The organism is Pseudomonas sp. NBRC 111143, from assembly GCF_001320965.1.
In the GTDB taxonomy this organism is placed as follows: domain Bacteria; phylum Pseudomonadota; class Gammaproteobacteria; order Pseudomonadales; family Pseudomonadaceae; genus Aquipseudomonas; species Aquipseudomonas machongensis.
Genome location: NZ_BCBT01000010.1, coordinates 134,372 through 146,825 on the forward strand (window position 1 = coordinate 134,372; position 12,454 = coordinate 146,825).

Sequence of the window (12,454 nt, forward strand, 5' to 3'; positions counted from 1 at the left end):
GTGGATCAATGACCGATCAACCCCTGGCCCTCACCGTCGAGCAGGGCCTGCATGCCGAACAGGAGCTGCTCGCCGCCGTCTGCCGTGGCGAGCGTGAGTCCGGCGTGCTGTTCTGGCGCCCCACCGATCACGCTCTGGTCATGCCGCGACGAATGAGTCGTCTCGACAACTTCGAAGCCGCCTGTGCCGAGCTGGCGATCGCTGGCTGGCCGGTGTTGCTGCGTGAAACCGGTGGAGAGCCGGTGCCGCAATCCTATTCGACCGTGAACGTGGCGCTGGTCTACGTCGCACCGCGCAGCGAAGGTGACCACGGACGCATCGAGAACGCATACGAGCGTCTGTGCCTGCCGCTGTGCGATGTCTTGCGCGAATGGGGTGGTGTGGCGTCGGTCGGGGAGATCGACGGTGCGTTCTGCGATGGGCGCTACAACGTCAATCTCAACGGCCGCAAGCTGGTCGGCACTGCCCAGCGCTGGCGCCAGGGGCTGGGCGGCAAGCGCCCGGTGGTGCTGGTGCATGGCGCGCTGCTGCTGGACAACGAGCGCGAGTCGATGGTGGCGGCGGTCAACCGCTTCAACGACTGCTGTGGGCTGGAGCAGCGTTGCCGCGCCGACAGCCATATTGCCTTGCATGAAGTGGTGCCCGCAGCCCCTTGGTTCGAACGGCTGTCCCAGGCCTACGCCGAGGTGATCGCGGCGCTGCCCAAGGATTAACGGGTGCCGTAGACCACCATGGTCTTGCCCTTGACCTGCACCAGGCTACGTTCTTCAAGATCCTTGAGCACCCGGCCGACCATCTCGCGCGAACAGCCGACGATCCGCCCGATCTCCTGACGGGTGATCTTGATCTGCATGCCGTCGGGGTGGGTCATGGCATCCGGCTGCTTGCACAGGTCGAGCAGGCAACGGGCGACGCGGCCGGTGACGTCGAAGAAGGCCAGGTCTCCGACCTTGCGCGTAGTGTTGCGCAGGCGCTGGGCCATCTGGCTGCCAAGGGCGTAGAGACTGTCCGGATCGTGACGGGCCAGCTCGCGGAACTTGTCGTAGCTGATCTCGGCCACTTCGCACTCGGTCTTGGCCCGTACCCAGGCGCTGCGCTGCTGTTCGGGGCCCGCTGGTTCGAACAACCCCAGTTCACCGAAGAAGTCACCATTGTTGAGGTAGGCGATGATCATCTCATGACCTTCGTCGTCCTCGATCAGGATGGTCACCGATCCCTTGACGATGAACGACAGCGTCTCGGCCCGGTCGCCGGCGCAGATGATGTTGCTCTTGGCGGCATAGCGGCGGCGTTGGCAGTGTACCAGCAGCTTGTCGATATTCTTGATCTTGGCAGGGAGTGCTGAGGCTACCATCACGAAAATCCTGTTCGAGCGACGCAGAGGCATTTTTGTAGGAGGTTACTGACGGCGGGCGCCAGTGATTTGGCGTCAGCTTATCAGGCACTTCGGCTTTATCGGCATGAAACCCCAACGTCTTGAGCTTTTCCGACAGCGCTACAAGGTCTAAGCTGACGACCTTTTACGAAATCAGGAGTCCGGATAGATGAAGGCACGCATCCAGTGGGCCGGTGAGGCCATGTTCCTCGGTGAGTCGGGGAGTGGGCATGTCGTGGTCATGGACGGTCCTCCCGAGGCTGGCGGTCGTAACCTGGGCGTACGCCCGATGGAGATGCTGCTGCTCGGCCTGGGTGGCTGCAGCAGTTTCGATGTGGTCAGCATCCTGAAGAAATCCCGACAGGCGGTGGAAAGCTGCGAAGCTTTTCTCGAAGCTGAGCGCGCCAGCGAAGATCCCAAGGTGTTCACCAAGATCCACCTGAACTTCGTGGTCAAGGGGCGTGGCCTCAAAGAGGCGCAGGTCAAGCGAGCGGTCGAGCTGTCGGCCGAGAGGTACTGCTCGGCATCGATCATGCTCGATCGTGCGGGTGTGGAGATCACCCATGGCTACGAGATCGTAGAGCTGGGTTGAAGTGGTGGGGCCGCCTGGCGGCCCCTTTTCAGTCGCGCAGGGCCGGTAACGCGTCGAGCAACCATTGCGGCAGCTTTGCCCGCAACGACTGGCTCAGGTGCTCGCGGCGTTTCTGGTAAGCCAACCCAAGGCCGATAACGCCAAGCCCGATCAGTGTGATCACTACCGGGAACAGCAACGACTCGGCGAACACGTCATACGACAGGTAGCCCAGGTACGCCGCCACGCCCATGGCGCCGAATACCATGAACATCGGTCGGCGCAGCAGCACTGCACATCCCATCAGGCCAAGGTTGATCAGACAATAGAGCGCCTTGCCCAGCTCACTGTCGCTGTTCATCGAAGTCAACCCGCCCCAGAATGCCAGAAGCCCTGCCAGATAGCCCCAGTAGGCGTAATCGCGGCGCGTACGGCCGTCGATAGCCAGGAACACGGCCAGCAACAGCAGGCCGAACCACACCGAGACCTTCTGGCGCTGCTCCCAACTGAACACTTCGCCGTAGAACCATTCGCTGAGGTCCATGGACATGAACCACAAGGCCACGGCAATTGGCATCACGATGAAGGGGAAAGGCACCAGGCGCAGCATCGCCAGCCCGGCGACGACGGTTGCCGCTTCCATCAGCAGCCAACCGCCCTGCACGTAGGTGTAGTACTGGTGGTAGTCGAACTGCAGGTCATCCAGCGGCCACCAGCCGAGCAGGCGCTCGATGGCGAAGACTGCCAATGGCACGATGCTCACGGCCACCGCAGCGAGAACGCCAGCAGCAATGGCCTGTCCACGGCGCTGGAGTGACAGGGCGAACAGGGTAAGCGCGGCGATATAGAGAAGGGCGGCGGTCAGCAGTGCTGTATCACCAATGCGCATCCAGGCTTCGGTGAGCAACCAGCCCATGGCGGCCATGATCAGCAGGGCGCCGAAGTAGAAAGCGACATGGGCCAGCTGGAACCGGCCCTGTTGTTGCGGTTGCTGGCGCAGGAACTCGAGCAGCGCCCGATCCTGTCCTGGCTGGAGAATGCCGGCGCTTACGGCGCTGGCCAGATCCTTGGCATCGAAGCGCTCGGTCATCGACTCGTCCTAGATTCGGTAGGTGCTCTTGGTCATCACCTTGGCCAGCAGGCTCATGCCGAAACGCACCGGGGCAGGGAAGCGGTAGCCGCCTGCTTCAAGTGCGGATTCGGCGTGTTGCTCTTCATCGACGCGCATCTGCTCGAGAATGGCGCGGGATTTTTCGTCTTCCTCGGGGATCTGTTCGAGGTGCTCGTCCAGGTGCTTGCAGACCTGGTGCTCGGTGGCGGCGACGAAGCCCAGGCTGACCTTGTCGCTGACCAGGCCGGCGAGGGCACCGATGCCGAACGACATGCCATAGAACAACGGGTTGAGCACACTCGGATGACTGCCCAGTTGACGGATGCGCTGTTCGCACCAGGCCAGGTGGTCGATCTCTTCCTCGGCGGCATGTTCCATGGCCTTGCGTACCTGCGGCAGCTTGGCGGTCAGTGCCTGGCCTTGGTAGAGCGCCTGTGCGCAGACTTCACCGGTATGGTTGATGCGCATCAGGCCGGCGATATGGCGGGTCTGGGACTCGTCCAGATCGGCGTCAGGCTGGATGATCGCGGGCGAGGGACGGGAAGGTTGGCCGCTGAAGGGCAGCAAGGTGCGCATGGCGGTGTCAGCCTGCAGCAACAAGCGGTCGAGCGGTGAATAGTGACGTTCGGTAGCCATCGGGCACCTCCACTAAAGTGATGCCCGACAGTTTAACTCAATCATGCCGGATGGGCTTGCCTTGGGTCAGCCCGGTGGCCAGTTCATCTGACGCTGGCCGAGCACGTGCATGTGGATGTGATAGACCGTCTGTCCACCCTTGGGGTTGCAATTCATGACCACGCGGAAACCTTCCTCGCAGCCCTGCTCGATGGCCAGGCGCTGGGCGGTGAACAGGATGTGGCCAGCCAGTGCCTTGTCCTCTTCGGTCAGGTGGTTGAGGGTCGGGATGTGCTTTTTCGGGATGACCAGAAAATGTACCGGCGCCGCAGGGGCGATATCCTTGAAGGCCAGGATCTGGTCGTCTTCGTAGATGATATCCGCCGGGATTTCCCGGTTGATGATCTTGAGGAATAGATCGTCCACGTCACTTGCTCCTTGGTGAGGGTCGAAGCGCAGTGTACTCAGCGAAGTGCTGCTCGGACAGAGGTCATTCGGCGCCGATCGGGCAGTAGCGACGATGGATCACGCCCGCCAGCTTGCGGCTCAACCAGCGCGGCAGAAGGCGTGGGGCGAAGGCCAGCCAGCGATTGCGTCGGCCCGGCATGATCAGGGCGTGGTTCTTGTCCAGCGCGCGCACTGTGTAGAGCGCCACTTCTTCGGCACTCAGGCAGCGCGAACTGCCCTCCAGTCGCGGGATGTGTCGTTGTGCCGAGCGGATCGGGCCCGGGCACAACACCGACACCTTGATCCCGGTACGACGCAGTTCTTCGCGCAGGGCTTCCGAGAAACTCAGTACATAGGCCTTGCTGGCGCTGTAGCAGGCCATCCACGGACCTGGCGCGGCGCTGGCCAGTGAGGCTACGTTGAGGATCTGGCCGCCACCGTGCACCGCCATCAGGTTGCCGATCGCGTGGCACAGGCGGGTCAGGGCGAGGATATTGACCTCCAGCAGGTCTTGTTCGTCGGCCCACTCATGGGCCAGGAAGGGCCCGTAGGTGCGCTGGCCGGCACAGTTGACCAGCAGGTCGATGCGCCGCTCGCCCTCTTCCAGCTCAAGTACGAATCCCGACAGGCGCAAAGGCTGGCTGAGGTCGCAGGCGCGCAGCAGAACCTCGACACCGAAGCGCTGGGTCAGCTCGATCGCGATCGGTTCGAGGGTTTCACGATGGCGTGCCACCAGGATCAGGTTGCGCCCGCGCCGCGCCAGGGCCTCCGCCAGGGCCAGGCCCAGGCCGCTGGAAGCTCCGGTGATCATGGCGTAACGGGTCATGCAAGGCTCCTGGGGGCGGAAGAGGGCGCCTAGTGTACAGCTTGGCCGGGGCGGTTGTGGTCTTTTACAGGGGCTTCAGCGCGCCAGTTCAGCGCTGCGAAGCTGGGCTGCCTGGTATTCGTCACGCAGGCGCTCGATCAGCGCTGCCGTATCGGGCAGGTCATGGATACCGCCCGCGCCCTGGCCAGCCGACCACACGGTTTTCCAGGCCTTGGCTTCTTCATCCAGCGGTTTGAGCTTGACCTCGCCCGGATTGTGCTTGAGCGCGGCCATGTCGTAGCCGGCCTGCTCCAGGCTCTGGCGCAGAAAGCTGGCCGGCACACCCGACACCGCTGGGGTGTGGACGATGTCGGCAGCATGGGCATCGAGGAGCATTTTTTTGTAGGCGTCCTGGGCTTGGCTCTCGCGGGTGGCGATGAAGCGTGTGCCCATGTATGCGAGATCGGCGCCCAGCAGACGTGCCGCAAGGATTTCGTGACCGTGGTTGATGCAACCGGCCAACAGCAGGGTCTTGTCGAAGAATTGGCGGATCTCCGCGACCAGGGCGAACGGGCTCCAGGTCCCGGCATGACCGCCGGCGCCTGCAGCCACGGCGATCAGGCCATCGACGCCGGCCTCGGCGGCTTTCTCGGCGTGACGACGGGTGGTGACATCGTGGAACACCAGGCCGCCATAACCGTGCACCGCGTCGACCACCTCCTTCACCGCGCCCAGGCTGGTGATCACGATGGGAACCTGGTGCTCCACGCACAGGGCGAGATCGGCCTGCAGGCGCGGGTTGCTCGGGTGCACGATGAGGTTGACGGCATAAGGCGCGGGCGCATGCAACTGTGCCAGGCCCGCCTCGATCTCCTCCAGCCAGGCCTTGAAGCCGGCACTGTCGCGCTGGTTCAACGCCGGAAAGCTGCCCACCACACCGTTGGCGCAGCAAGCCAGGACCAGCTGCGGGTTGGAAATCAGGAACATCGGCGCGGCAACCACAGGCAGTCGCAGACGGTGTTCAAGTGTTGCGGGCAGGGACATGGCAAGGCTCCTTTACTCAGGGGGTATGCTCAGAACGGTTTGACCACCACGAGAATTACGACAGCCAGCAGGATCAGTACCGGTACTTCGTTGAACCAGCGGTAGTACACATGGCTGCGGGTGTTCTGCCCGGCGGCGAAGCGTTTGCGCTGTGCGCCGCATACGTGATGGTAGCCGGTCAGCAGGATCACCAGGGTCAGCTTGGCATGCAGCCAGCCTTGGCTCAGCCAGCCGGGCGTGAGGTAGAGCATCCAGATACCGAACACGTAGGTGGCGATCATCGCCGGGTTCATGATGCCGCGGTACAGCTTGCGCTCCATGGTGACGAAGCGTTCCTGGCTGATGCTGTCCTGGCTCTGGGCGTGATAGACGAACAGGCGCGGCAGGTAGAACAGACCTGCGAACCAGCAGACCACGCTGACGATATGCAGCGCCTTGATCCAGAGATAGAGCATGGGGGAGTTCCTTCAGGTTTTCACGGTGGTCAGATAGTAGTGGTCCGGCGCTGCGAAGGGGTACCCAAGAGTTGTTACAGGCGTCACGTAACCCTATTATCGTGCGCTTTCCAGTGGTCTCGTTGATGAGGGGCAAGCGTTATGATCAAGGTCGGTATCGTCGGCGGCACGGGTTACACCGGTGTCGAACTGTTGCGCCTGCTGGCACAGCACCCACAGGCCGAGGTAGCGGTCATCACATCGCGCTCCGAGGCGGGTGTCGCGGTGGCCGACATGTACCCGAACCTGCGCGGCCACTATGACGGTTTGCAGTTCAGCGTCCCGGACAGCAAGACGCTCGGCGCCTGTGACGTGGTGTTCTTCGCCACACCGCATGGCGTTGCCCATGCCCTGGCCGGCGAGTTGCTGGCTGCCGGGACCAAAGTCATCGACCTGTCTGCCGACTTCCGTCTGCAGGACGCCGTCGAGTGGGGCAAGTGGTACGGCCAGCCGCACGGCGCGCCGGAACTGCTCAAGGATGCCGTCTACGGCCTGCCTGAAGTGAACCGCGAGAAGATCCGCCAGGCGCGCCTGATCGCGGTCCCGGGTTGCTACCCGACCGCGACCCAGCTTGGTTTCCTGCCACTGCTCGAAGCGGGTCTGGCCGATCCGTTGCGCCTGATTGCCGACTGCAAGTCGGGTGTCAGTGGCGCCGGCCGCGGTGCTGCAGTGGGCTCGCTGTTCTGCGAGGCCGGCGAAAGCATGAAGGCCTATGCAGTCAAAGGGCACCGCCACCTGCCGGAAATCAGCCAGGGCCTGCGCCTGGCAGCGGGCAAGGATATCGGTCTGACCTTCGTGCCTCACCTGACTCCGATGATTCGCGGTATTCATGCCACCCTCTACGCGAATGTTGTCGACACCTCGGTCGACCTGCAGGCGCTGTTCGAGAAACGCTATGCGAACGAGCCGTTCGTCGACGTGATGCCGGCCGGTAGCCACCCTGAGACCCGCAGCGTGCGTGGCGCCAACGTCTGCCGTATCGCCGTCCATCGCCCGCAGGGTGGTGATCTGGTGGTGGTGCTGTCGGTGATCGACAACCTGGTCAAGGGCGCGTCCGGCCAGGCGGTGCAGAACCTGAACATCCTGTTCGGGCTGGATGAGCGCATGGGCCTGTCCCACGCTGGCCTGCTGCCTTAATCGTCAAGCAGGTGAATAGGCCTGCCTCGTGCGGGCCTTTTCGTTTGTGTCGACCAAAGCCGCACAATTCTTGACCAATTTTCTCGGAGAAGCGGATAATGCGCGTCATCGAGTTTTATGGCGGCTTACGCCGGGAGAACCAACATGAGCGTTGAAACCTTCACCCCCACCGCTTTGGAGTTTACCCAAGGGGCTGCGCACAAGGTGAAGACCCTGGTATCCGAAGAAGGCAATGATCGCCTCAAGCTGCGTGTGTTCGTCACAGGCGGCGGCTGCTCGGGTTTCCAGTACGGCTTCACCTTCGATGAAGACGTGGCCGAGGACGACACCATTGTCGAGCGCGAAGGCGTTTCGCTGGTCGTTGACCCAATGAGCTTCCAGTATCTGGCGGGCGCCGAAGTGGACTACCAGGAAGGCCTGGAAGGCTCGCGCTTCGTGATCAAGAACCCGAACGCCGCTACCACCTGCGGGTGCGGTTCGTCGTTTTCGATCTGAGTCGCGCTTGAACGAAAACGCCGCGCAATTGCGCGGCGTTTTCGTTTCTGTCTTTCAGGCTGGGTAGATCGCGCCCAGTACTCGTAGCCCTCTGGCAGCCGTGACACTTGGGCGGTTAGCCGGGATGCCTTCGAGGCAGCAATGAGCCAGCCATGCGAATGCCATTGCCTCGACCCAGTCCGGATCGATACCTTGGGCGCTGGTGCTGGTCACTTTCGCGGCAGGCAGCAAGGCGGCCAGCCGATTCATCAGGGTGCCATTGCGCGCGCCACCGCCGCAGACCATCAGGGCCTCGGTATCTTGCTGGGCATTGCGCAAGGCATCGGTGATGCTGCGTGCAGTCAGCTCCAGCAGCGTGGCCTGAACGTCTTCGTCGCGATAGTGCGGCAGCGTTGCCAGGTGGGCATCGAGCCAGGGCAGGTTGAATACCTCGCGCCCGGTGCTCTTGGGGCCGTTGCCGGCAAAGAACGGGTCGCTCAGCAGTGCCGCCAGCAATTCGTCCTGCACCTTGCCACTCGCCGCCCATGCGCCATCGGCGTCGAAGGTCTGGCCGCGCTTGCGCTCGATCCACGCATCCAGCAGCACATTGCCTGGGCCGCAGTCGAAGCCATGTACCGGAGTGTCCTGGGCAATGAGGCTCAGGTTGCTGAAGCCGCCGACGTTGAGTACGGCCAGGCGCTGTCCCAGATGGCCGAACAAGGCTTCGTGGAAGGCCGGGACCAGCGGTGCGCCCTGGCCACCTGCAGCCACGTCGCGGCGACGGAAATCACCCACCACGCAGATGCCGGTCAACTCGGCGAGCAAGGCAGGGTTGCCGATCTGCACGGTGAAGCCTCGGGCCGGTTCGTGGCGGATGGTCTGGCCGTGGCTGCCGATGGCGCGGATGGCGCTGGGCTCGAGTTTCTGCTCGGCCAGCAATTGCTGTATGCCTTCTGCAGCAAGGCCAGCCCAGCGGTTCTCGGCCAGCGCTGCCCGTGCGATCTCGTCAGGGCCGCTGGCGCAGAGGCTCAGCAGGTCCTGGCGAAGGTCGGAGGGCATGGGCAGGTAGCGGGTGGCGAGCAACCGGGGCTGCTCGCCTTGTTCGATCAGGGCAATGTCCAGGCCGTCAAGGCTGGTGCCGGACATCACCCCCAGGTAGAACGCCATGAATCAGCGCTTGTTGGCGGCGAGCAGCGTGGCCTTTTCCTGATCCATGCGAGCGATCAGGGGTTGGCTTTGCTGCATGAAGCGCTGGCGCTCGGCCTTGGCGATCGGATCGGCCATCGGCACCTTCTGGCTCAGCGGGTCGACATGGACGCCGTTGACCTGGAACTCGTAGTGCAGGTGTGGGCCAGTGGAGAGACCGGTGGTGCCGATGTAGCCGATGATCTGGCCCTGCTTGACGTTGCTGCCGGTCTTGATGCCTTTGGCGAAGCCTTGCATGTGGCCATACAGGGTCTTGTAGGTGTTGCCGTGGGCGATGATCACGGTGTTGCCGTAGCCGCCACGGCGACCAGCCAGCTCGATGCGGCCATCCCCGGCTGCCTTGATCGGCGTGCCGCGAGGCGCTGCATAGTCGACACCCTTGTGGGCGCGAATCTTGTTCAGGATCGGGTGCTTGCGTCCGGCGGAGAAGCGCGAGCTGATGCGGGCGAAGTCTACCGGTGTGCGGATGAACGCCTTGCGCAGGCTGTTGCCGTCAGCGGTGTAGTAGCTGGTATTGCCCTGCTTGTTGGTGTAGCGCACGGCGGTGTAGGTCTTGCCGCGGTTGGTGAAACGCGCCGAGAGGATGTTGCCGGTGCCGATCACCTTGCCATCCATGACCTTCTGTTCGTAGACCACGTCGAATTCGTCGCCAGGGCGGATGTCCTGGGCGAAGTCGATGTCGTAGCCCAGCACGCGGGCCATATCCATGGTCAGGCTGTGGGAAAGGCCGGCACGTTGGGCCGAGGCCGAGAGCGAACTCTTGATGACGCCATGGGCGTAGGCGGTTCGCACCAGGGGCTTGGTGATTTCGCGCTCGAACGCGTAACCCTTGTCGGTCTTGTTCAGGCGGATGCTTTCGAGGTTGCTGACCTGGCTGTGCAAGCTGGCCAGTTGGCCGTCCTTGTCCAGCTCGAACTGCAGCACCTGGCCGTGTTTAAGCTGGCTGAACTGCTTGGCTTGCTTGTCGCTGGCCAGCACGTCATGCACGACGTTGGCAGGCAGGCCCACTTTGGCGAACAGCGTGGAGAGGGTGTCGCCACGGGCGACGACGACTTCGCGATGGCCGGGAGCCTTGTCTTGCGCCTTTTCCTGTGCGACGGGTTGTGGTTGCTCGGCGGCCTGTTCTGTAACGGGTTCATCCCCTTCGATCTGGGCGAAGGGCGAGCCGGTGGATTCGGTGGACTGCACCAGCGGTGCGGCCTTGGATTCATCCTTGAGTTCCTCGGCCGGGGTTTCGAGCTCGAGGCTGAGGGTGGTCTTCTTCGCTTCTACGTCGCTGGAGGGAAATACCAGCAAGGCCAGGCTGAGCAGGGCGGCGATGCCGCTGGCGGCCAACAGATGGCTTTTCGGATAAAGCGGGGGCGCTTTAGGCGTGTCGTTGGTCATAGATAATGTGACTTTGAAAAAGTGAATGAAAAAGGTGACTGAATACGCTGAAAAAGATGAATGACATGATGAAGATGAAATAACTGTATAAAATATAACCAAATCCATTTTCGCGCAAGGGCGCGTAGACGCCGCAAGGCGCCTCCCGGGTCACATTCCTTTGCGAAACTTGTATTTGACGGCCGATCTTGTATGGTTGGTCCCCTTTGAATCTGAGCCTTGCGGGTCTGTCTATGAAGTCGGTTGAAGAGCAGCTGGCGCTTATCAAGCGCGGTGCGGAAGAGGTGTTGGTCGAGTCGGAACTGGTGGAGAAGCTCAAGCGCGGCCAGCCGCTGCGTATCAAGGCTGGCTTCGACCCGACGGCTCCTGATCTGCATCTGGGCCATACCGTACTGATCAACAAGCTGCGGCAGTTCCAGGAGCTGGGGCACCAGGTGATCTTCCTGATCGGTGACTTCACCGGCATGATCGGTGACCCGAGCGGCAAGAGTGCCACGCGCCCGCCGCTGACCCGTGAGCAGGTTCTGGACAACGCCGAAACCTATAAACAGCAAGTGTTCAAGATTCTCGACCCGGCCAAGACCGAGGTAGCGTTCAACTCCACCTGGATGGATACGCTGACCCCGGCCGACTTCATTCGCCTGGCGTCCCAGTACACCGTCGCGCGCATGCTCGAGCGTGACGACTTCGACAAGCGCTACACCAGCCAGCAGCCGATCGCAATCCATGAGTTCCTCTATCCGCTGGTGCAAGGTTACGACTCGGTTGCGCTCAAGGCTGATGTCGAGCTGGGTGGTACCGACCAGAAGTTCAACCTGTTGATGGGGCGTGAGCTGCAGCGCGCCTACGGTCAGGAAGCTCAGAACATCGTGACCATGCCGTTGCTGGAAGGGCTCGATGGCGTGAAGAAGATGTCCAAGTCGCTGGGCAATTATGTGGGTATCCAGGAAGCGCCTGGGGTGATGTACAGCAAGTTGGTGTCGATTCCGGATAGGCTGATGTGGCGTTACTTCGAGCTGCTGAGCTTCCGCTCCATGGAGGAAATCGATCAGTTTCGTGCCGATGTCGAGAAGGGCGCGAACCCTCGTGACATCAAGATCAAGCTGGCCGAAGAGATCGTGGCGCGTTTCCATGGTGAAGAGGCTGCGGCGAACGCTCACCGCGCTGCCGGCAACCGCATGAAGGATGGCGAGCTGCCGGAAGATCTTCCGGAGATCGAAGTGGTTGCGGCTGAGGCCCTGCCGATCGCGGCGGTGCTCAATCGTGCGGGCCTGGTGAAGAACTCGGCACAGGCACGTGATCTGCTAGGCAGTGGTGCGGTCAAGGTTGATGGTGCAGTCATCAACAAGGACTTCATGTTTGGGCTGGGTGCTACCCATGTGTGCCAGGCGGGCAAGAAGTCGTTTGGACGGGTTACGCTGAAGGCTGAGTGATCGCCTGATGGTGTAGCTATATATAAGCGGGGAGGCCGACAGGCCTCCCCGCTGTGTTTTCAGCGATCTGAAAGATTCTTGAAATAAAAGGTTGACGCCCTCTCGGATCCCCTTATAATGCGCCCCACTTCCGCAGCAAACGGAACGCAAAACTTCTTGTTAATCAACGAGTTAAGCGAGTTCGGTGAGGTGTGAAGGGCTTCGGTCACCTGATCGGCAGCGGTGAAAAAGGCAGTTGACAGCATCTTCGAGTGCTGTATGATTCGCCTCCCGCTACGAGAGATCGCAGCGAGTCAAGTGTTTGAAGCTAAACGAGTTTCTCGGAAAAAACTTCAAAATAAACGCTTGACAGTAAA

At 62.0% G+C, this 12,454-nt stretch carries 14 protein-coding genes; 5 read left to right on the plus strand and 9 right to left on the minus strand.

What is annotated here, in order from left to right:
* Window positions 1-8 precede the first annotated feature (8 nt).
* Window positions 9-713, plus strand: a complete 705-nt coding sequence (locus tag APH44_RS08435; protein WP_054892241.1) for a lipoate--protein ligase family protein — start codon at window positions 9-11, stop codon at window positions 711-713.
* On the opposite strand, the gene crp is transcribed toward APH44_RS08435, so the two are convergent.
* Complete coding sequence (crp, locus tag APH44_RS08440; RefSeq protein WP_054892242.1) at window positions 710-1,354, minus strand: cAMP-activated global transcriptional regulator CRP; 645 nt, start codon at window positions 1,352-1,354, stop codon at window positions 710-712. The genes APH44_RS08435 and crp overlap by 4 nt on opposite strands.
* 190 nt (window positions 1,355-1,544) lie before the next feature.
* On the opposite strand from crp, the gene APH44_RS08445 reads away from it, so the two are divergent.
* Window positions 1,545-1,967, plus strand: coding sequence for an OsmC family protein (locus APH44_RS08445; RefSeq protein WP_054892243.1), 423 nt, complete (start codon window positions 1,545-1,547; stop codon window positions 1,965-1,967).
* Between the two features lie 28 nt (window positions 1,968-1,995).
* Here APH44_RS08445 and APH44_RS08450 read toward each other — a convergent pair whose 3' ends face one another.
* From APH44_RS08450 to hemJ, 6 genes are all read right to left on the minus strand, one after another.
* A complete protein-coding gene (locus APH44_RS08450) occupies window positions 1,996-3,036 on the minus strand; it encodes a hypothetical protein (RefSeq protein WP_054892244.1) in 1,041 nt (346 codons plus the stop codon).
* A gap of 9 nt (window positions 3,037-3,045) precedes the next feature.
* A complete protein-coding gene (gene coq7, locus APH44_RS08455) occupies window positions 3,046-3,693 on the minus strand; it encodes a 2-polyprenyl-3-methyl-6-methoxy-1,4-benzoquinone monooxygenase (protein WP_054892245.1) in 648 nt (215 codons plus the stop codon).
* A gap of 66 nt (window positions 3,694-3,759) precedes the next feature.
* Window positions 3,760-4,098 (minus strand): histidine triad nucleotide-binding protein, encoded by a 339-nt coding sequence (locus APH44_RS08460; RefSeq protein ID WP_054892246.1) that lies wholly within the window; start codon window positions 4,096-4,098, stop codon window positions 3,760-3,762.
* Window positions 4,099-4,162: 64 nt separating this feature from the next.
* Window positions 4,163-4,945: an SDR family oxidoreductase gene (locus APH44_RS08465; RefSeq protein WP_054892247.1), complete on the minus strand. Its 783-nt coding sequence runs from the start codon at window positions 4,943-4,945 to the stop codon at window positions 4,163-4,165.
* A 75-nt stretch (window positions 4,946-5,020) separates the two neighbouring features.
* Window positions 5,021-5,968: a nitronate monooxygenase family protein gene (locus APH44_RS08470; RefSeq protein WP_054892248.1), complete on the minus strand. Its 948-nt coding sequence runs from the start codon at window positions 5,966-5,968 to the stop codon at window positions 5,021-5,023.
* Window positions 5,969-5,997: 29 nt separating this feature from the next.
* A complete protein-coding gene (gene hemJ, locus APH44_RS08475) occupies window positions 5,998-6,423 on the minus strand; it encodes a protoporphyrinogen oxidase HemJ (protein WP_054892249.1) in 426 nt (141 codons plus the stop codon).
* A gap of 141 nt (window positions 6,424-6,564) precedes the next feature.
* Between hemJ and argC the strand changes: the two genes are divergently transcribed.
* Complete coding sequence (gene argC, locus APH44_RS08480; RefSeq protein ID WP_054892250.1) at window positions 6,565-7,599, plus strand: N-acetyl-gamma-glutamyl-phosphate reductase; 1,035 nt, start codon at window positions 6,565-6,567, stop codon at window positions 7,597-7,599.
* Window positions 7,600-7,743: 144 nt separating this feature from the next.
* The gene (gene erpA, locus APH44_RS08485; protein WP_029615063.1) at window positions 7,744-8,094 is read left to right on the plus strand and encodes an iron-sulfur cluster insertion protein ErpA; all 351 of its coding nucleotides are present in this window, start codon (window positions 7,744-7,746) and stop codon (window positions 8,092-8,094) included.
* A 54-nt stretch (window positions 8,095-8,148) separates the two neighbouring features.
* On the opposite strand, the gene APH44_RS08490 is transcribed toward erpA, so the two are convergent.
* Both APH44_RS08490 and APH44_RS08495 read right to left on the minus strand, forming a co-directional pair.
* A complete protein-coding gene (locus APH44_RS08490; RefSeq protein WP_054892251.1) occupies window positions 8,149-9,240 on the minus strand; it encodes an anhydro-N-acetylmuramic acid kinase in 1,092 nt (363 codons plus the stop codon).
* A 3-nt stretch (window positions 9,241-9,243) separates the two neighbouring features.
* Window positions 9,244-10,665, minus strand: coding sequence for a peptidoglycan DD-metalloendopeptidase family protein (locus APH44_RS08495; RefSeq protein WP_054892252.1), 1,422 nt, complete (start codon window positions 10,663-10,665; stop codon window positions 9,244-9,246).
* Between the two features lie 233 nt (window positions 10,666-10,898).
* On the opposite strand from APH44_RS08495, the gene tyrS reads away from it, so the two are divergent.
* Window positions 10,899-12,098: a tyrosine--tRNA ligase gene (tyrS, locus tag APH44_RS08500; protein WP_054892253.1), complete on the plus strand. Its 1,200-nt coding sequence runs from the start codon at window positions 10,899-10,901 to the stop codon at window positions 12,096-12,098.
* The last annotated feature ends 356 nt before the right edge of the window (window positions 12,099-12,454 follow it).